This window comes from Nostoc sp., assembly GCF_036917515.1.
Classification (GTDB): Bacteria; Cyanobacteriota; Cyanobacteriia; order Cyanobacteriales; family Nostocaceae; genus Nostoc.
Map to the genome: position 1 here is coordinate 1 of NZ_JBALDE010000149.1, position 20,803 is coordinate 20,803.

A 20,803-nucleotide genomic window follows, 5' to 3' on the forward strand; every position below is an offset into this window, starting at 1 on the left:
TCCGAGACTTTTATTTATATTGCGATGATACGTATTATGCTTCGACGACTCGCATGAGTTTTTACTTTCTTGGACTTTTAAAACATCCTCTAAGTGTGAATTCTACCTCTGATCGCTGGTTTAATTGCTTCAGCAAGAGTGATTATTTCATCTAAATTAGAACTAGCTAGCCCACAAACAGTAGAATTTTTAATTATTTTAGAAATATTAAAAACTTCATTAAAATCTTTTTGATAACTTCCTGGATAACCAACTTCAATAATATCTACTCCTATTTCTTCAAGCAATTGGGAGATGATAATTTTTTGTTGTAAATTCATCTTTACACCAGGCGTCAATTCTCCATCACGCATGGTGGTATCAAAAATAATTACTTTGTGATTATTTCCTAACATACTGGCTAGAGATAGCGATCGCTCTACATCAAATATAATCTAATGCTTCACCCATCACCTCACTCACTAAGTGATATCAACCATTATTAACTTTATCCTTAACCAACTGCTCTAGTTCTGGGGTCAAAGATACATTTACAATTATTACCTCATTCCATTTACTCTATATACTAACCGAAACGAGTTGGAGCAAAGTTAAAATAATTCGTAATTGATAATACTAGCCTGTAGCGAGTATTACGAATGACAAATGACAATATTAGTTAATTTGCCGCTGTTTGGGCTTCTTGATAGATTATTTCTTGGAACTGGATCATATCTTTTTGTGGATCGGCGTGGCTAACTTTCACCACTATCTGTTCGCCTAAGTTCACAGAACGTTTGAAGGCCATTGGCAACTGCAAGCCCAAATCTTCTAACAAAATTAGGGCTAAGTTGCTGTCTTCTCGCAGCCACATCAACACTGTCACATCCCAAGTTTCCTCTGGATGACGGCGTAAATACTCTAGTGCATAATATCTATTAGTTTGTCGTTCCACCATCGTCACCTCTTGGGTGATGCTAGTGACAGTCATCATCACTTCTTTAAGTTGATCTGCGGTAAATGGCAGAACTTCACCCCGCAAATGGGCTTTAAGTTGGAAGTGGGTGAGTAAGTCACTGTAGCGGCGGATGGGAGAGGTTGCTTGAGTGTAGGTATCCAAGCCCAAACCAGCATGACGCAAAGGCGTAATGCTCATTTCACTCTTGGGCATACAACGACGCATGGCGCAAGCACGAACGAATCCGGCTGGAAGTAAAAGCAATTCCTCATCTGGAGGTAATTCTGGTTGCGGTTGACCGCGAAAGGGCAAAGGTATGTTATGAGTTTTACCATAACGAGCTGCAACTTCACCGGCAACTATCATCATTTCTGCTACCAATTGCCGCGATGGAGAATCATCTAAAATGTCAATATCGATCTCGTCACCTTTGACTTTGATCGTTGCTTCGGGCATAGTAATGCTAATTGCCCCTTGAGCGTAACGCCAAGCTTTGCGCCGCTGTGCCCAAGTGGCGATCGCAGCAATTTCCGGTTCTGCTTGTACCCGTAATTGCAGCATTTCATCTACATCTTCGTAGGTGAGGCGATAAGTCGGCTTAATCAAGCTCGTATGAATGCTGTAATCTTCTACTGCCCCAGTTATACCTAAAATAATCCCGAAGCTGAGAGCGCAACAAACTCTTCCCTGGATCAGACTCATTGGTCCAGTTGCCAATACCTCTGGAAACATGGGAATCATTCCCGTAGGTAAATAGACTGTACTACCGCGCTTTCTGGCTTCCAAATCTAATTCATCTTCCGGTACTAACCATCTAGTAGGATCAGCGATATGCACCCACAAGCGTTCCCGTCCATCGGGTAGTACTTCCCAACTTAGACCATCGTCGATCTCTGTGGTAGTTTCATCATCAATGGTGTAAACCTTCAGGTGAGTCAGATCAAGGCGGTTTGTATCTGAGTCAATTGGCGGGAAATCCAAACGTTGTTGCGCCACTTCTAATACCTTATGAGGAAATTGAATCGGAATTGAAGAACGACGCAGGAACAAGTTTTCATAAGGACTCCAATAACCCAAATCCACCAATAGTTGAAAGGCTCCTTGGGGTGTTGTGGGTCGTCCCAGCATGGTCATAGTTTCTAATACTGGAGCGCTGGGCGGATAAGCGCGAGCTAAGGAGTCATAATTAACCCCCGTCCGCACAGTGTCAGCTATCAGCGCTGCGTATTTTTCTAGTCCTTCTAGGCGTTGGCGATCGTGGCGCTGCCACTCTACTGCTTCACCTTTAAGTGCCTGCTCTACACGAGCTAAAAATTCCTGCTGTCCTTTAGCTTTTAGTGCCTCTACTTCCAGTTGGTGCTGGCGTTCTGCCACTTGAGCAGCAGTTCTTGGCTCGTAAGCGTCTCCTTTTTGCTTGAAATAAAGCTTATCGTCTGATAACAAGCAATAGGCGGCATAACAAGGAGGTGGGGCTGATTCCGAAAATAGCAGATTCGCCATTTGGTCTGGCGTGACTGTTTCCCCATCTTCAACCAGTAATTCCCAAGCCACTTCTAAGCTAGATGGGTCTAAATAAGGCTTAATCTGCTCCAAAAAGCTGGCAATCTCAGAGGGTTTGTAAGTCTGTCCGGTAACTGTATAGGTTATTTGTCTAGGCGCGAGGCTGTGGGATTGACCACGGTCGTCTACCACAAACCAGCGAGTTTTACCGTCTGGACGTTCTACGATGCCCAGACGGCGATCGCCTTGAACCCTAAATTCAACTAGCGTCCCCTTCTCCACAACTCTCGCACTCTAATTTGGTGAACAGTTTAAATAGTTTTAAGTTAGGAGTTAGGAGTTAGAAGTTTTGATTTTTTAACTCATCACTTATAACTCATCACTCTTTTTAGCCTTCCGCATTGATAAATGGCAACAATGCTACAATCCGCGAACGTTTAATTGCTAATGTCAACTCTCGCTGTTGCTGAGATGTAAGTCCAGTAATCCGACGTGGCAGTATCTTTCCCCGCTCGGTGACAAACTTACGCAATAAATCAACATCTTTATAATCGATTGGTTCTCCTGGCTTGATCGGAGAAAGGCGACGACGGAAATAACTCATCTTTTTTACTTAATTTCCTTGTGAACGGTATGTTTGTTGCAGTGAGTACAGAACTTTTTCAGTTCTAGCCTGTTAGTGGTGTTGCGGCGATTCTTTGTACTGGTATAACGTGAAACACCAGCAGAACGCTTATCTACATTTGTCCGGCACTCAGTACACTCTAGTGTGATAATAATGCGGACACCTTTACTCTTAGCCATAATCTTACAAACAGTGAAGCCTGAAGAGAATTAACACAAATGACTATCTTCTCACATTTCGCCGCATATTTTCAACTAATCTTTTTATTTTGATATCGAGCGAGTAGCCACGACGCGACGAAACGATGAAAGTTCCACAATAGCGATCATGTAAAGCCTGCCGCATCTGGGTATCAGAGAAGGCAGTGCCGCAATCAATTGCCAGGGGAATTACTAGCAGTATAGCAGTGGGATTAGCTCTAATATTACTTAGGGCAATTGACACTAATAAAGCACCCAAGCCGATAATCGCTTCTCGCTTCAGCAGTGAGGGCAAATCTGGAATTCTACCCACTACTTCCCCATCTTCAACTTCCAACACTTTTAAATCGAACGCCCAACGCCCTAAACTTTGCCCTTGGTTGTTGTATACCACCAGCACCCGCAAAACCAGCCAAAGTATTACAAAAACTAAAATTTCAACAAATTGAATCCCGATATCGCTGCCTCCCAGTAGAGAACTGATTAACCAGACACCAAGGAAATCAAGTCCCAATGCCATACCTCGTCGCCCAATCTCAGCCTTGGGATAGTGTTTTTGAGGAACTCGTTCGATTGTCATACAAAACAAGTATTTTTATTTAGGGGTTGGGAAATAGCGATCGCTCCTGTTTTTAATATTAAGATGATGACTCGGCTAGTTGCTGCGCTATAAAAGAACAAAAACCAGTCAACAAAAATTTGTGCAACTAACAACTGCATAACTCAAAAATAGGATTAAGCTCCTATGGCAGTTTTGATACTCTGCTGATACTTAGTAAACATCTTACATAAGTTGAGCGATGCAAATAAAGCTAACTAGCAAGAATTGTCATTTGTCATTTGTCATAGTTCATTTGTAAGGGTTTCAGGTATCTTTACGTTTCTTAATATAGTTGGGTTTATTCTCCCCGACTTACTTAACCGTTACACTAATGGATGCAACACACAGTAGGGTTGTACATCTGTATTATATTGTTGTAGAAACTTAATTTTAATTAATTTCGGGGTTGCATTGATGACACATCTATTTACTAGAACAGCTATTAGTATGGTGACGACTACTGCTTTAGCGTTAGCGATCGCCATAACCATTAACGACCTAGCTCATGCTGCTGAGTTTAACTTTAACTGGAAAGGAGACACTGGTTATTCAGCTAAAGGTTCATTTAACTACGATACAACAACTGCTCCCAGCTTCATTTCTGAAACAGGCTTGGGAGCTACGAAGAACTTGCAATCTCTCTCAATTTCCTTTTTTGATCCCTTGAGTAATCTCATCAATAGTTTCACCCCAGTGGTTAGTGGGATATCTAGCTACGGCTATTTGAGATTCAACTTTGATAGCACTACCCAGAAAATCTTTGGCCCATTTGATGTTGGCAAGGATGATGAGTCTCCTGGTGACTCATGGCTCAATAATAATCTCGCACTCATAGATGAAGGTTTTAGTAATGAGGTTCTAGCTAAAGACTTTGGTTTTAACAATAGAGATGCAGCAGGCACAAAGCAAATACTAGATTTAAGCAACAATTCGGTTCAGGTATCCAAAGTCCCCGAAGGAAGCATAATTATTGGTTTACTAGTAGTGTGTAGCTTGGGATTTACCGCTCGTAGAAATCTAGACAAAGCTATCCAAGAATAAAAGAAAAGTTGGAGGCGATCGCTATGTTATCAGTCAGCGATGCACAAGCAATTATTTTAAATTTGGTGCAGCCGTTGGATCGTCAACGGGATACAGAAGTTGTAGATTTATTGACAGCAAATAGTCGCATTTTGGCAACACCTGTCACCAGTCAGCTAGATTTTCCTCATTGGGATAATTCAGCAATGGATGGTTACGCAGTTCGCTACGAAGATGTACAGCACTCTAGCGCTGAACAACCAGCTATTTTAGAAATTGTTGAAGAGATTCCAGCTGGGTATCAGCCCAAGTCTACAATTCAACCAGGGCAAGCCGCACGAATTTTCACGGGTGCAGCAATCCCAGCAGGTGCGGATACTGTAGTCATGCAAGAGAAGACACGCCGCGAGGAAAATCGCGTATTTATTCTAGCTGCACCAAAACCGCAAGAATTTGTCAGACACCAAGCATCTTTTTATCAAGCTGGAACACAACTACTACCAGCAGGAATTAAATTAAATGCCTCAGAAATTGGCGTATTGGCAGCAGCACAGTGTCCGCAATTAAGTGTTTATCGCCGCCCGCGTGTGGCAATTTTTTCCACTGGTGATGAGTTGATGACAGTCGATCAACCGTTGCAACCAGGGCAAATTGTAGATTCTAATCAGTATGCGCTGGCAGCTTTGGTAAAGGAAAGTGGCGCAGAACCGTTAATTTTCGGAATTGTGAAAGACGATCCAGTTGCTTTGGAGAAAGTTATTGCCCACGCTATTGCGATCGCTGATATAGTTATCTCTTCTGGTGGTGTCTCAGTGGGAGATTATGACTATGTTGACAAAATTTTAGAGTCACTAAAAGCAAAAATCCACATTCGGACTGTGGAAATTAGTCCAGGAAAACCTCTGACTGTCGCCACTTTCCCCAGTACAAATGCGATTAATCGCGTATTCCCACTCTATTTTGGCTTACCAGGAAATCCTGCTGCTGTATTGGTGACATATTGGCGGTTTGTACTACCAGCAATCAAAAAACTTTCGGGAATTACTGAAGGTTGGGAACCAGTATTTTTGAAAGTGCGATCGCACGATGAGTTGCGATCAAATGGCAAGCGGGAAACTTACCTTTGGGGTAAATTGCATTTAGTTGATGGAGTTTACGAATTTCACAAAGCTGGTGGTAGTCATAGTTCCGGCAATTTAATTAATTTAGCTCAAACCAATGCCTTAGCTGTTCTCCCTGTGGGTAAAACATTAATTTATCCACAAGAAGAGGTGCAAGTTTTGCAGCTTAGTAATGAATAATGGGGACAAGGGGACAAGGGGACAAGGGGACAAGGGGACAAGGGGACAAGGGGACAAGGAGGAATTATTGAATAAATCTTTTCCTGTTCTTCTTCCTCTTCCTTGTCTACCCTGTATCTTTTCAATGCCCAATGCCCAATCTTAAAATACTTGCTCAAAAGCCTCAATTAAACTGTTAACCTCCTCAATTGTGTTGTAATGCACCATACTCACCCGGACTATTCCACCTTGCGAGGCTAACCCCAGATATTCAATCAGCCGTTTAGCATAAAAGTCCCCGTAGCGAATCCCAATATAATGTTGGTCAATTTTTGCCGGAATAGTCGAGCTATTTATTCCATCGACGACAAAAGATATAGTTGGTACACGGGTTTGACGATCAGCCTTTGATTGACCAATCACTCGCACATTAGGCTTACTGTTGAGGTAATTTAGGAGGCGATCGCTAATTTTTTCTTCATGTATGCTAATTAAATCAAACGCTTGCACCATTTTATTTCTCAAATCAGGAGCCGTTTCATTCCCATAGTGCAGTTGTGCTAATTCACTTAAATAATCACATAAACCTAACATTCCATAGCTTAATTCAAAATTCACATTCCCTAACTGAAATTTATAAGGTATGTCTGTCTGGTCAATAAAATAATGGTTAAGACCAGGCAATCTTAATAAATGTTCTTCTTTACTATAAAGTAAGGCATGGTGAGGCCCATAGACTTTATAAAAACTCAAAGTATAGAAATCAACATCTAAATCCTGGACATCAACTAATCTGTGAGGTGCATAAGCTACACCATCTACACAAATCATGGCGTTGCGATCGTGTACAAATGCAGCAATTTCTTTGATTGGGTTGATCGTTCCCAGAACATTAGAAGCATGAGTCAAGGCTACCAGTTTTGTGCGCTGACTCATCAATGGTTCTAAATCTGCTAAATGAAGTTCCAAAGTATCTGGGCGAACTTTCCATACTTTAACCTTCATTCCTTGTTTTTCAAGAGCGACCCAAGCACCAATATTAGCCTCATGGTCACAATTAGTAACAATAACCTCATCACCAGGTGTGAAGGTTTGACCCAGGCAAATTGAAAGAACTTTTAACATCATTGTAGTAGATGGGCCCATGACCACTTCTTTAGAAGAATTGGCATTAATCAAAGTAGCTATTCCCCTAGTTGCTAAAGCTAATCGTTCTCCTGCAAGTTGAGAAATCGCATAAGAAGCTCCTGGTTGGACATCAGAACTTAGAAGAAATTCGCTAATTCTATCTACTACTTTTTTCAGGGTTTGTGACCCACCAGCATTATCAAAAAAAGTCCATTCACCAGCTAGAGTGGGAAAATATTGACGAACTTTATCAAGATTCAAGAGCATAGTATAAGTTCTCTAGAGAATCTTCTTTACCCTATCCTACCTTCTGACAAGTTGCCTGGAGAACATCTACATTCTCTTTTGATGTTTGCAGCTTGTTGTGCCAGCCTTCTTGCCCTAGACATCTGGTGAAAAAGAATATTAAGAGATGTAGCAATGCTATGTCTTTACAAGGGTTCTATATATAATGCATATTATTTAATTTCTGGTGATGTCTTCTGCAAGAACCTATCTAGAGAGAGTATACTTAGACTGACAAAGAGTATCTTACTATTTGTAACTATCCAAGTTATACTCCTCCCTAATCTTCACCCCACTTGCTTTTATCGCAGCAACGCTAAGAGTGAACAAGTAATGTCAGTCCGCTCAATATAATAGCGACCTTTACTAAGGAGAAGGTAGTGGGGTCTTTCTGTATATCATGTTGGTATAGTCTCTTAATAGAGAAGTTGAAATATGGTGGATTCTAACTTCCAGCAACTTTAATGTCTTGATTCTTCACAATTTCCGCCAGTTTTATTTGATAAGTTTAAGGGAGAGTCAAAGCAACTATTGTTTTGAGTCTTAATTCCTTGACTAAAAACAAAGGAACGACCTATGAACACTATAATTAAATATGACATCAAGGTTATCAAGAAAGAAGCACTTCAACTTGTTAAAAAGAGACTTGTTAACCGTCAGCAGCCAATTTATACCCTTTGTAAATATATTCCTCATCGTGACTGGATTAATTTTGAACTTGAGTTAGAAAAAAACGAATTTCTACTCAGAGATAGAATTATTGATCTACTGAATCAGGAAACGTGGGAAGACGATTAAGGCTGCATAAAGCTAAACCACCATTAGCTGCATCCTAATAAAATCAAAATTACAAATTAATTTTTCAACATTAAAAACCCTCGAATTAATCGGGGGTTATAAGCAAGAGATTATTAAAGTAAGACCATTTCCAAATGAAGACGCATAGAAAGAATCCCACCGCCTGCGGCACCTCCTCAATGCATCGGAGAGGTTGGGAGGGGTCAAAAGAATGTGCAGCCTCACAGAAAATTGGTATTGCATTTGATTTTATTCTGCTAAAACTTGCTGGATTTAATTTATTTATGGGGTAATGTTGTACTAGCGATCGCTCCAATTTTGCTTTAATACTTACATCGAGAATAGTATTTTATATCTGATTGAGAAGAAAACTTATTTAATAATTCTCACTTTTCCATCATCCCCTAGACTTAAAGTTATCACAGCCTTTCATCCCAGGGCTAGAAGCAAAGATTTTTATTGTAATCTATCATCGCGGAGGTAATAGACCTCACAAAACCGAGACTAAAAAGAAAAATGAGGTCGTTACCTAACTAAATTTCTGGAATTCGTCATCATGTATGAACTAATTCAAGCTGTCTCCCACGGTGATGAAAAAACTGCTCTACATCAGTTGATTTATACCTTGAGTGCTTCAGGTAAGCATTATTTCCTAAGAAATGAGATTTTACTTTTCTTTGGCGACTACTGTCATCAATCTCAAAAACCAGCCTATTTTTACTACTCTTCTTCTCTTGGTAAACTAATACAATATACCCACGAAATAATTCTTGAAGAGGAAAGTACTTGGTTGGTGATTCGACCGAAGATTGCGAATCAAGAAGTTTGGCAACTGACAGCTGATAGCAGGTTTGAGCAGATGACGTCTCAAGCGCTGTTAGATGTGAGAGACCGTCTAGTCAATCGCTACCAACCCCATATCCTGGAAATCGACCTCCACCCCTTCTATGAGAGTTCTCCAAGAATTGACGACGCTAGAAATATTGGTCAAGGTTTAGCCTTTCTCAACCGTTACCTATGCAATCAATTGTTGACTGACCCTCAATATTGGGTAGAAATGTTATTTCAAGCATTACATAGGCTGCAATACAATGGTATTCGCCTATTGTTAAGCGATCGCATTCCCACCGGTATTCAGTTAGCCAAACAAGTTAAGCAAGCGCTGAAATTTCTGAGCGAGCGATCGCCTGATGAACCTTATGAAAAATTCCGCTTTGACCTCCAAGAACTCGGCTTTGAGCCAGGCTGGGGTAACACTGCGGCGCGAGTCTCTGAAACTTTACAACTCCTCGACCGACTCATTTACTCCCCGGAACCCGGCATCTTAGAAACATTTGTAGCTCGCGTCCCCGCCGTCTTTCGCGTCGTCCTCATCTCCATCCACGGCTGGGTGGGACAGGAAGATGTTTTGGGAAGAGATGAAACACTCGGTCAAGTTATTTACGTCCTCGAACAAGCTCGCAGCTTAGAAAACGAGTTGCGCGAACAAATCAAACTCGCTGGACTCGACCAGCTAGGCATTAAACCTCATGTAATTATTCTCACTCGACTAATTCCTAACTGTGAAGGCACATTTTGTAACCTCCGCTTAGAAAAAGTTCAAGATACTGAGAATGCTTGGATATTGCGTGTTCCTTTTGGTGAATTCAATCCAGAAATCACCAATAATTGGATTTCTAAATTTGAAATTTGGCCTTATTTAGAACAATTTGCGCTTGATGCAGAAAAAGAATTACTAGCTCAATTCCAAAGTAAACCTAATCTGATTGTTGGCAATTACAGTGACGGTAACTTAGTAGCCTTTCTCCTATCTCGTAGAATGAAAGTTACCCAGTGCAACATTGCCCATTCTTTGGAGAAACCTAAACATCTATTCAGTAATTTATATTGGCAAGATTTAGAAGACCAATATCACTTCTCAGCACAATTCACTGCCGATTTGATTAGCATGAATGCAGCCGACTTTATCATCACATCGTCCTATCAAGAAATTGTTGGCACACCCGACACCATAGGTCAATACGAGTCGTACAAGTGGTTTACAATGCCGCAGTTGTATCATGTGGTTGATGGCATTGATTTGTTTAGTCCTAAATTCAACTTAGTGCCACCGGGAGTAAATGAAAATATTTTCTTTCCCTATAGCCACAAAGAAGACCGAGATATTAACCTTGGCACCAAAATTCACGACTTACTCTTTATCCGCGAAGATCCCCAAATATTAGGTCACTTAGAGAACTTTAATAAGCGACCAATCTTTGCTGCTGCTTCCGTCACTTCAATCAAAAATCTCACTGGGTTAGCTGAATGCTTTGGTCAAAGTCAGCCGTTGCAAGAGCATTGTAACCTGATCCTCTTAAGTGGGAAACTGCATCCACATGAAGCTACAAACCCAGAAGAAGCAGAAGAAATCCAAAAACTTCACTACATCATTGATCAATATCATCTCTATGGTAATATTCGCTGGATAGGGATGCGTATACCGACTTGCGACCTTGGCGAAGCTTACCGGGTAGTTGCCGACTCTCAGGGAATTTATGTCCATTTTGCCCTCTTTGAATCCTTCGGGCGGAGCATTTTGGAAGCGATGATTTCCGGCTTGCCAACTTTCGCCACTCAATTTGGCGGTTCTTTAGAAATTATCGAGAACAAAGAAAACCAATTTAATGTTAATCCTACAGATTTAGAAGGAACAGCAACGAAAATTTTAGACTTCCTTGAACAATGCGGTACTCATGCTGAATACTGGCAAGAAGTTTCAGAATGGATGAGTCAGCGAATTCATCACAAATATAATTGGCATTTACATAGCAATCAATTACTACTGCTTGCTAAAATGTTTAGTTTTTGGAACTTTGTTGCTCCTGAAAATAACGAAGCTAGAGATCGCTACATGGAAACCTTATTTCATCTCATTTATAAACCCAGAGCCGAAAAGATTTTGGAAAAGGATAAGGGGGGATGAGGGAGTGGGGAGCAGGGGAGCAGGGGAGAGTTAGAACTGGATTCATCCACCTTTGAACTCCGTTTATCCACCTTGGAACTGGATTCATCCACCTCGGAACTCCGTTTATCCACCTTGGAACTGGATTCATCCACCTCGGAACTCCGTTTATCTACCTTGGAACTGGATTCATCCACCTCGGAACTCCGTTCATCCACCTTGGAACTGGATTCATCTACCTCGGAACTCCGTTCATCCACCTTGGAACTGGATTCATCCACCTCGGAACTCCGTTCATCCACCTTGGAACTGGATTCATCCACCTCGGAACTCCGTTCATCCACCTTTGAACTCCGTTCATCCACCTCGGAACTCCGTTCATCTACCTTGGAACTGGATTCATCCACCTCGGAACTCCGTTCATCCACCTTGGAACTGGATTCATCCACCTTTAAACTGGATTCATCCACTTCGGAACTAGATTCATCTAGCTCAAAAACTCAAAATTACCAGTCCCCAATTTATGCAAACAAAAGCTCGTTCTCGCCATTTTATCTACACAGACTGGATATTAATCGAAACCCAGTTTGACCCTGAGCAATTGCACTCCAAAGAAACCGTCTTTACAATCGGTAATGGATACCTGGGAACAAGAGGCTGTTTTGAGGAAGGTTATCCTCATGCATTGCCAGCTACTTTTATTCACGGTGTCTACGATGATGTGCCTGTGGTGTACACTGAACTGGTAAATTGCCCTGACTGGCTACCCTTGGTAGTGATTGTGAATGGCGATCGCTTCCGTCTCGATCAAGGTGAGATATTGAGCTACGATCGCCAGCTTGATTTACGCCAAGGATTACTGATTCGTGCTGTGCGTTGGCGTTCTCCTAGTGGGAATACCGTAGATATCAGCTTTCAACGCTTTGCTAGTCTTGCAGATCCGCACGTGTTGGCGTTACGCTGCGATGTAACGCCAGTAGATTTTGAGGGGTTAATCGAAATTCAAGCTAGTATCAACGGCTATCCCGAAAATCAGGGTTTAAATCACTGGGAAGAATTAGACCAGGGTAAGATTAACCAAGGAATCTGGTTGCAACGCCGCACCCGCAGTTCCCGAATTGAACTCGGTATGGCAGCTAAAATGACAATACTAGGCACTGAAGCACCTTTGCAAGTCAATACCCCACCTGGTTATCCTACCTTGAGTACGACCTTTATGGCTAAAAGGCAGCAGACCGTAACGGTGGAAAAACTTGTGACAGTTTTTACTTCGCGGGAGATTGAAACACCAGTTTCAGCAGCTCAAGAAAAACTCACACACCTGCCAGACTACGCAACATTACTAAAAGCTCATAAACAGGCATGGGATGAGGTTTGGCAGCAAAGTGATATCCTGATTGAGGGGGATAGCACAGCTACTTTTGCTGTTCGCTACAATCTGTTTCAGCTGCTGATTGCTGCCCCACGCCATGATGACAAGGTGAGTATTCCTGCTAAAACCCTTTCGGGGTTTGGCTATCGCGGTCATATCTTTTGGGATACAGAAATTTTTATACAGCCCCTATTTTTGTTTACCCAACCAGCGATCGCCCGTAATTTACTCAGTTACCGTTGGCACACCTTACCAGGAGCTAGACGCAAGGCAGCCCATTACGGTTATAAAGGGGCAATGTTTGCTTGGGAAAGTGCTGATTCTGGAGATGAAGTGACACCACGTTGGGCTATCGGTAGTGATTTTTATGGTGAAGACGTGCGGATTTGGTGTCGCGATCGCGAAATTCATATCAATGCAGATATCCCCTACGCAGTCTGGAACTACTGGCAAGCGACTGGTGATGATGACTGGATGCAAAGCTACGGCGCAGAGACGATCTTGGATGCCGCGATTTTTTGGGGTAGCCGGGTGGAATTTAATTCTGAGCGCGAACGGTATGAAATTCAGGGAGTAATCGGAGCCGATGAATACCATGAATTCGTCCACAACAACGCCTTTACAAACCGGATGGCGCAATGGCATCTAGAGAAAGCGATCGCAGTTTATGATTGGTTGGTTCACAAATTCCCCGAACGAGCCACCGAACTAGAAGAGAAACTAAAGCTGACCCCAGAGGAGCGATCGCACTGGCAAGATATCATCGCCAAAATATTGTTTTTCCATGACCCATCAACAGAACTAATCGAGCAATTCGAGGGATTTTTCCAATTGGAAGATATCAACTTAGCAGATTATGAACCACGCGATCGCTCCATGCAACCGATCTTGGGTATGGAGAAAACCAACAAATCTCAAGTACTCAAACAACCAGACGTATTAATGCTCCTATATTTAATGCGCGAATCAGCAGATTTTCCCTACAACGAAAAAGCATTGCAGACAAACTGGGACTACTACGCACCCCGCACTGATATTACTTATGGTTCGTCTCTTGGGCCAGCAGTTCAAGCGATTTTAGCTTCCGATTTGGGCAAATCAATTGAAGCTTACAAACAGTTTATACAGGCGTTAATGGTGGATCTTGAAGATAACCGAGGTAACACCAACGATGGAATTCACGGCGCTAGTGCTGGTGGCATTTGGCAAGCTGTAATTTTTGGATTCGGCGGCATCCAATTAACTGAAAATGGCCCTGTAGCCAACCCTCACCTCCCCCCTGGCTGGACGCGCTTAAAGTTTAAACTGCACTGGCGCGGGAAATGGCACGACTTCGATTTGCATGGAGGACTGGGGACAAGGGGACAAGGGGACAAAGGGACAAGGGGACAAGGGGACGAGGGGACAAGGGGAATAACCAATGCCCAATTCCCAATCCCCAATGCCCAATCCCCAATGCCCCATGCCCCATCCCCCATGCCCAATATCCAAGGATTCATCTTCGACCTAGATGGTGTACTAACAGATACAGCAGAACTTCACTATCTAGCTTGGCAGAAGCTAGCAGATGAAGAGGGTATACCGTTTAATCGAGAAGCTAACGAAGCCCTGCGGGGTGTATCCCGTCGTGCTTCTCTGATGCTGATTCTTGGGAATAGACCGTATTCGGAAGCACAAATTGAGGAGATGATGGAGCGTAAAAATCGCTACTATATAGAATTGATCCAAAACATGACACCCCAGGATTTGTTACCAGGTGCGATCGCTTTGTTGGATGAACTGCGGCAAGCTGGTATTAAAATCGGTATTGGCTCAGGGAGTAAAAATGCCCGCCCAGTGCTAGAGCGATTGGGCATTATGGACAAAGTAGATGCGATCGCAGATGGTTACAGCGTACAAGAACCCAAGCCAGCACCCGACCTATTTCTGTACGCAGCCAAGCAGCTAGGAATCGAACCAGCGCAATCTGTAGTTGTAGAAGATGCCGCAGCAGGTGTTGAAGCCGCTCTAGCTGCTGGTATGTGGGCAATAGGACTCGGCCCCGTTGAACGAGTTGGAGCCGCTCATATTGTCTTGTCCAGCCTAGCAGGTGCTAAATGGGCAGACCTTCAAGAGCAATTGAGTAACATTTCCAGATAAAAACAGTGAACAAATGAGAACCGCTTGATTACTTACAGCAGATTTTAAGTCAGGTGAAGTACACAAGCTAAATTTTAAAGTTAGGTGAAAGCGTGTTTTACTTCTGAATTCTGCTGTATTAAGGTAACTCCAAAAAATAAATTATTCAATTTCTGAACTTCACTACGACTTTCTCTCCCCCTGCTCCCTGCCCCCTGCCCTTAAAGCGATGGGATATTTTTTTATTTGGAAGTCGCTAAGTCCTAATCATCCCAAAGAATTAATACTACGCTGAGATTACTGATAACTACTAAACCTCTAAAAGCTAAGATTGTCTAAATGGAGAATCTAAAATAAAATCCAACTTTAGCAATTAGGAGCAAGAGCGTGAGTTTGGACGATTTGGCTTTGCAGATAGAGAATATGCGTAAGCGCGTCGCCCTCTTGCAACGTCAGAGTGAACAGCAAAAAGCACAAGCAGATATTGAGCTTGCTACCGCAGTATTCAAAGAAGTTTACCTAGCTTTGGAAGAACTGCAACTAGTGAATCAAGATTTAAAGCAACAGAATGAAGAATTATCCAATACTCAACAAGCCTTGGTAGCACAAAGTCAACGCTACCAAGAACTATTTGAGGAAGTACCAGACGCTTATTTTGTAACTGATACAAAAGGAATAATTCAGGAAGCTAACTCAGCCGCCACCACTCTACTTAACATTTCTAAAAGTTCGTTATTGGGCAAATTCATCGGGATTTTTGTAATTGAGAAAGAAATAATTGCTTTTCATTTGAAACTAACTCATCTGCGCGATCGCGCTCAATTCCCAGACTGGAAAATGCAAGAGTGGGAAGTAAACCTACGACCGCGTGACAAAACACCTATTATGGCTGCGGTTAAGGTGGTTGCTATCCGTAATCAATACAATGAGTTAGTTGGTCTGCGCTGGCTATTGCGGGATATTAACGAAAGCAAGCGAACCCAAGCCAAGCTGCAATGGGCAGAAGAGGCGATGCGACAAGCACTTGCTAAAGAAAGGCAGTTTAGCGAACTTACATCCCGCTTGCTCACCATCACCTCCCATGAGTTTCGCACCCCTTTGGCTACTATCCACTCTTCTGCGGAACTACTAGAACATTATCGCCACCTCTGGAGCCAAGAGCGACAACAAACCCACCTGCATCGCATTCAAACATCAGTTATGCATATAACCCAGTTGTTGGATGATGTATTGATGGTGAGTCAGGATGAAACAGCCAAGTTAGAGTTTAATCCAACACCGATAAATTTAGTGGAATTTTGCCGCGATTTATTAGAAGAATTACAACAGAGCGATCGCTCACAACATGCGATCGCTTTTAGCAGTGAGTGTCAAAGCATAAAAGCTAACTTAGACGCGAAACTACTGCGCCAAATCTTGAGTAATTTATTCTCGAATTGTCTAAAATACTCTCCCATTGGTAGTACGGTTAAGTTTTCTGTCACCACTGCCAACGAGCAAGCTATATTCCAGACTCAAGACTGTGGTATTGGCATTCCTGCTTCTGACATTGAACACATCTTTGAACCCTTCCATCGCGCCAGTAATACAGCCAATATCCCAGGAATGGGATTAGGGATGTCCATCGTCAAGCAGGCTGTAGATTTACACGGCGGCGAGATTACTGTCAAAAGTGCGATCGGTGTGGGAACTACCTTTACAGTCATTCTGCCATTTTCGAGAAATTTGCATACATAACGCCTAAATATACTAATCAATCACTTTTTTTTATTGAATTTAAAAACAAAAGTAATTGCTTGTATGCTAGAAGGTCTTTAAAGTGGAGTTAGCCGGTCAACAATAGGTTGATTTTAAAGTTTTTCTTGGCAGTAGCTTAGGGAAACAAACTCAAAGACTTTGTATGTTTAAATATGAGCTTAAAATATTACGCCTGTGGTAATCTCTAACAAATCAGAATACGCACTTCTAGCGCTGTTAGAGTTAGCAACCTGCTACCCTAACGGTGAAGCCTTACAAATTAGAGAAATAGCGGCATTGCAAGATATCCCGAACCGCTATTTGGAACAGCTCCTGGCAACATTAAGACGTGGAGGTTTAATTAAGAGTATACGCGGAGCCAAAGGTGGCTATGTTCTGGCACGAGAACCCGGAAAGATTACAGTGTTGGATGCTTTTAGCTGCATGGAAGGGTCAGATATTGTTGTCTCTCCTTGTGAACCGACTCCCAACACGGTAGAAGGTGAGCTAATTCAGGAAGTTTGGCAAGAAGCACGTCAGGCTGCTAACTCCGTTTTGGAAAAATATACACTCCAAGACCTTTGTGACCGAAGATCAATGCGAAAGCAGAAGGAACTCATGTATTACATTTAGAAAGGATGAAGTAAGAAAATTTTCATCCATAGTATAAAAGTAATAACCTGTGAGGCTGTTATATGCCTGAAGCCAATTCTCAACAGCCTATAAATAGTGCCGCTACTCTTGTGGAGAGTTATGGAGCAGGAAAACGGGACTTTAGTAAAGCAGAACTGAGTAATGCTAATTTGCAAGGCATTAACTTGAAAGGATCTGACCTGAGTTATGCTGACCTGAGTGAAGCTAACCTAAGTAGCGCTAATTTGAGAGGGACTGATTTGAGCTTTGCCGATCTGGGTCAAGCTAATCTGAAAGATGCCGATCTTAGAGGAGCATTATTGATGTCAGCAAATCTCCGCCAAGCCGCTCTCAAAGGAGCGAACCTAGAAAAAGCAGACTACGATCGCAGCACCCATTTTCCCCAAGATTTCGACCCAGTGAAAGCGGGATGCAGATTAAATTTGAAGATTGATTAATTTAAATTGAATGATCGTACTTGCCTCAAAATAGAAGATTTTTTTCCCAAAAGATGTTGTATTTTGGTAAGAAAGCCTATCTATAAGGTTGACAATGGAGGCAAAAAGTGAAACCCCCAACCAACGCGCACCACTAATTACTGCTGGAATTTTTCTTGGTGTGGGTCTTGGAGGATTTCTTGATGGAATTTTACTGCATCAGCTCCTCCAGTGGCATCATATGCTCAGTAGCATTCGACCTCTGACAAACACAGCGAATATAGATTTGAACATGGTATGGGATGGGTTATTTCATGCCTTGGATTGGGTATTCACCGTGGTAGGACTTGTGTTGCTATGGCGTGCCGGAGGGCGTGATGATGTTCCTTGGTCATCACAGACCTTTATTGGGTCACTAATGATTGGGAATGGGTTGTTTGACTTTGTTGAAGGTTTAATTGACCACCAAATTCTCGGTATCCATCATGTGAAACCAGGCCCAAATCAGTTAGTTTGGGATCTAGGATTTCTTGCATTCGGTGCGCTACTTATTGTTATCGGCTTGATAGTGATAAAAAAAGAGTCAGTAGTCAATAGTCAATAGTCACGGGGCATTGGGCATGGGGCATGGGGCATGGGTCAATAATCGTTCTTCTCCCCCTGCTCCCCCTACCTCCCCACTCCCTACTCCCCCCTTATGCCTACAGATACTTTTGAAAAAACTAGCTGGAGTTGGCAGCTTTCTCAATTCCAACAACAAGTGGGTGAATGGTGGGAATACCAGTTTTACCGCTTTGAACACGCTTTGCCCGAATTGCCTACTGGATGGTCAATTAGCCCCTGGCTAGGTGAATTGCTGAAATTCCTGTTTTGGCTGGTACTAGGATTATTTATCGCGTGGGTGGGTTGGCGATTATGGCGAGAATTCAGCCCTTATGTTTATTCTTGGCTAAATAGAAGTGGCAATCTCACTGATTTTCGCGTAAAAACTCGCTCCAAAGAGTCATCAATAGCTCTTTTGTTGGAGCGCTCGCAAGAATTTTATCGTCAAGGTAATTACCGTGAGGCTTGCCGTTGTGTTTATTTAGCAATGTTGCAGCAGTTGGATAAAAATGCGATCGCACCCCACAAACTCAGCCGTACAGATGGAGAATATCTGCAATTACTGCGATCGTCTGTGACTCCCATACAGCCTTATGAAACTTTAATTACCACACACGAGCGATTATGTTTTGGGAATGCCGAGATTTTGCCAGACAATTATGAGCAGTGTCGGCAAGCTTATCGAGAAATTTCTCAAGAATGAAGAGAACGCAGGGATAGGGATACTAAATACAGAGCTAAAAAAATCAATACACCTTTTGCAAAAGTCCCAGTGACATGGGAAAAGTAGGTAAAAGCGTGGTGCATTATATGACCCACGAACAGGTAAAAAGCTTGAGACAAGAAGACTTCAAACGGCTGTGTAGAGTGCCAAAGCGAGACTTTCAATCAGATGCTTGAGGTTGTGCGCTCAGGCGTTCGCCACAAACGACTTATACTGGGCGACCTGCAAAACTCAACTTGGAAGACCAATTATTAATGACATCCAGTAGACCGAAAAGTTTTCCACCCTGATCCCCTTGTGCTAGATAATGGTGACTGTGTTGGAAAGAAGTAGAGAAGATACCGTTGGCAATACGTTGGCAATAATTTTTTACTCTTTTAATGATAAGCCTCATTAATTAGTTTTCAGTGAGGGCAGCATCAGGCTTTTTAACTTTTGTAGTTCATTTGCCAACATGAAAAGAGCTGCTTCAACCCTAAAAAAGAAATTGAGGAAATATGACCTTAGTAACTCACCGTTTCATCGAAACCAACGGTATCAAGATGCATATTGCCGAACAGGGGCAAGGTCCATTGGTGATCTTGTGTCACGGCTTCCCAGAATGTTGGTACTCCTGGCGGCATCAGTTACCGGCATTAGCTGAAGCTGGGTTCCACGCGGTAGCACCAGACCAGCGCGGCTATGGACAGACCTCAAGACCGGAACCAATTGAGGCATACCATATTTTCCAGTTGGTTGGTGATATTGTTGGTCTGGTTCGTGCGCTGGGTGAGGAGCAAGCAATCATTGTTGGACACGATTGGGGTGCGCCTGTTGCCTGGTATTGTGCCCTACTCCGTCCAGACATTTTCCAAGCTATCTCTCTGCTGAGTGTGCCCTATCAACTCCGCAGTTGGTCAGACATTCGACCGACAGAAGCAATGAGGCTGATGGCAGGTGAGCAGGAGTTCTATCAGTTGTACTTTCAAGAACCAGGTAAAGCTGAGGCAGAACTAGAGTCTGATGTTCGCGCTAACATACGTGCAATTCTCTACTCCGCCTCAGGAGATCCACCACCAGAAAAACGCTGGCGCTTTCTATTTAACAAGTCGGAGAAGCCAATAGACACAAGTTACGCACGGGAGCAACTTCCGGCTTGGTTAACAGACCAGGATATCGACTTTTTCACCTCTGAGTTTGAGCGGACTGGTTTCCGGGGCGGGTTGAACTGGTATCGAAATATCGATAGAATCTGGGAACTAACACCGTTTCTTAGTGGTGCAAAGCTGCGCCAGCCAACATTGTTTGTGGCGGGAGAAGCAGATGCAGTGATCACAATGTACCGTGAAGCATTCGACACCCTAGAGGAAAACGTACCCAACCTGAAGCAGAAGGTATTGCTACCAAAGGCTGGTCATTGGATTCAGCAAGAACGCCCAGTTGAAGTTAATAAATTGCTCATCGAGTTTCTAACAAACCTCCAAATCGACAAGTAGATTACCCAAAAGTTCAACTAGTCTTAGATATCCCTCTTTTGTCACTTTCCGGGAGGGTGATCGCGCTTAAGCCTCATGAGACAATCAATACAAGCTATATTATTAGAAAAAAATGGGTCTTGTATTTGTTCTTAGAAAAGAATCGCGCGATTGCTTGCTATACAACAGCTCTAGAATTTAGAAATGGCAAATGTTTTCCGAGAGTGACAGAAGAGGAATATACGTTTAAATTGACTATTCGCTAAACGGTTCAAAACAAGTCTATTAACTCTCACTTACTTGTTCTACGCATTTAGGACTTTTGCAAGAGGTTTAATAATTTTAGTAACAATTAATCTAAAAGTAAGAAAAAGCGAGAAATAGGCATAAAGACTTATCCTCGCTTT

19 protein-coding genes are annotated in these 20,803 nt (G+C 42.6%); 12 read left to right on the forward strand and 7 right to left on the reverse strand.

The annotated features are described in order from the left end of the window. Window positions 1-89: 89 nt before the first annotated feature. From V7K89_RS19190 to V7K89_RS19215, 6 genes are all read right to left on the reverse strand, one after another. The gene (locus tag V7K89_RS19190; protein ID WP_335189833.1) at window positions 90-395 is read right to left on the reverse strand and encodes a hypothetical protein; all 306 of its coding nucleotides are present in this window, start codon (window positions 393-395) and stop codon (window positions 90-92) included. A 263-nt stretch (window positions 396-658) separates the two neighbouring features. Continuing rightward, complete coding sequence (locus V7K89_RS19195; protein ID WP_335189835.1) at window positions 659-2,719, reverse strand: ribonuclease catalytic domain-containing protein; 2,061 nt, start codon at window positions 2,717-2,719, stop codon at window positions 659-661. A 106-nt stretch (window positions 2,720-2,825) separates the two neighbouring features. Next, window positions 2,826-3,041: a 30S ribosomal protein S18 gene (gene rpsR, locus V7K89_RS19200; protein WP_012411240.1), complete on the reverse strand. Its 216-nt coding sequence runs from the start codon at window positions 3,039-3,041 to the stop codon at window positions 2,826-2,828. Window positions 3,042-3,046: 5 nt separating this feature from the next. Then, window positions 3,047-3,241: a 50S ribosomal protein L33 gene (gene rpmG / locus V7K89_RS19205; RefSeq protein WP_335189837.1), complete on the reverse strand. Its 195-nt coding sequence runs from the start codon at window positions 3,239-3,241 to the stop codon at window positions 3,047-3,049. Window positions 3,242-3,284: 43 nt separating this feature from the next. Next, a complete protein-coding gene (locus tag V7K89_RS19210; protein WP_334909522.1) occupies window positions 3,285-3,842 on the reverse strand; it encodes an RDD family protein in 558 nt (185 codons plus the stop codon). Next, window positions 3,839-3,982, reverse strand: a complete 144-nt coding sequence (locus V7K89_RS19215; RefSeq protein ID WP_335189840.1) for a hypothetical protein — start codon at window positions 3,980-3,982, stop codon at window positions 3,839-3,841. Before V7K89_RS19215 ends, V7K89_RS19210 begins: the two co-directional genes overlap by 4 nt. A 295-nt stretch (window positions 3,983-4,277) precedes the next feature. Here V7K89_RS19215 and V7K89_RS19220 point away from each other — a divergent pair, with 295 nt between their 5' ends. Both V7K89_RS19220 and V7K89_RS19225 read left to right on the forward strand, forming a co-directional pair. After that, complete coding sequence (locus V7K89_RS19220) at window positions 4,278-4,904, forward strand: PEP-CTERM sorting domain-containing protein (RefSeq protein WP_335189842.1); 627 nt, start codon at window positions 4,278-4,280, stop codon at window positions 4,902-4,904. Window positions 4,905-4,927: 23 nt separating this feature from the next. Beyond that, entirely contained in the window at window positions 4,928-6,184 is a 1,257-nt protein-coding gene (locus V7K89_RS19225; RefSeq protein WP_335189844.1) for a molybdopterin molybdotransferase MoeA, read from the forward strand. A gap of 141 nt (window positions 6,185-6,325) precedes the next feature. Here V7K89_RS19225 and V7K89_RS19230 read toward each other — a convergent pair whose 3' ends face one another. After that, the gene (locus V7K89_RS19230) at window positions 6,326-7,558 is read right to left on the reverse strand and encodes a cysteine desulfurase-like protein (RefSeq protein ID WP_335189846.1); all 1,233 of its coding nucleotides are present in this window, start codon (window positions 7,556-7,558) and stop codon (window positions 6,326-6,328) included. Window positions 7,559-8,152: 594 nt separating this feature from the next. On the opposite strand from V7K89_RS19230, the gene V7K89_RS19235 reads away from it, so the two are divergent. The 10 genes from V7K89_RS19235 to V7K89_RS19280 all read left to right on the forward strand — a co-directional run bounded on the left by V7K89_RS19235 (window position 8,153) and on the right by V7K89_RS19280 (window position 20,417). After that, a complete protein-coding gene (locus V7K89_RS19235; protein ID WP_335189848.1) occupies window positions 8,153-8,374 on the forward strand; it encodes a DUF4327 family protein in 222 nt (73 codons plus the stop codon). 556 nt (window positions 8,375-8,930) lie between these two features. Next, window positions 8,931-11,339 (forward strand): sucrose synthase, encoded by a 2,409-nt coding sequence (locus V7K89_RS19240; RefSeq protein WP_335189850.1) that lies wholly within the window; start codon window positions 8,931-8,933, stop codon window positions 11,337-11,339. Window positions 11,340-11,391: 52 nt separating this feature from the next. Continuing rightward, complete coding sequence (locus V7K89_RS19245; protein ID WP_335189852.1) at window positions 11,392-11,799, forward strand: hypothetical protein; 408 nt, start codon at window positions 11,392-11,394, stop codon at window positions 11,797-11,799. A 42-nt stretch (window positions 11,800-11,841) separates the two neighbouring features. Then, entirely contained in the window at window positions 11,842-14,829 is a 2,988-nt protein-coding gene (pgmB, locus tag V7K89_RS19250; RefSeq protein ID WP_335189854.1) for a beta-phosphoglucomutase, read from the forward strand. A 366-nt stretch (window positions 14,830-15,195) separates the two neighbouring features. Beyond that, window positions 15,196-16,545, forward strand: coding sequence for a PAS domain-containing sensor histidine kinase (locus V7K89_RS19255; RefSeq protein WP_335189857.1), 1,350 nt, complete (start codon window positions 15,196-15,198; stop codon window positions 16,543-16,545). Between the two features lie 195 nt (window positions 16,546-16,740). Further along, on the forward strand, window positions 16,741-17,178 hold the full coding sequence (locus V7K89_RS19260; RefSeq protein WP_335189859.1) for an RrF2 family transcriptional regulator: 438 nt from the start codon (window positions 16,741-16,743) through the stop codon (window positions 17,176-17,178). 62 nt (window positions 17,179-17,240) lie between these two features. Continuing rightward, window positions 17,241-17,636: a pentapeptide repeat-containing protein gene (locus V7K89_RS19265; protein WP_335189861.1), complete on the forward strand. Its 396-nt coding sequence runs from the start codon at window positions 17,241-17,243 to the stop codon at window positions 17,634-17,636. Between the two features lie 94 nt (window positions 17,637-17,730). Beyond that, on the forward strand, window positions 17,731-18,219 hold the full coding sequence (locus V7K89_RS19270) for a DUF2243 domain-containing protein (RefSeq protein ID WP_335189863.1): 489 nt from the start codon (window positions 17,731-17,733) through the stop codon (window positions 18,217-18,219). Window positions 18,220-18,312: 93 nt separating this feature from the next. Beyond that, entirely contained in the window at window positions 18,313-18,921 is a 609-nt protein-coding gene (locus V7K89_RS19275; RefSeq protein ID WP_335189865.1) for a DUF4129 domain-containing protein, read from the forward strand. Between the two features lie 518 nt (window positions 18,922-19,439). Then, window positions 19,440-20,417: an alpha/beta fold hydrolase gene (locus V7K89_RS19280; RefSeq protein ID WP_335189867.1), complete on the forward strand. Its 978-nt coding sequence runs from the start codon at window positions 19,440-19,442 to the stop codon at window positions 20,415-20,417. The last annotated feature ends 386 nt before the right edge of the window (window positions 20,418-20,803 follow it).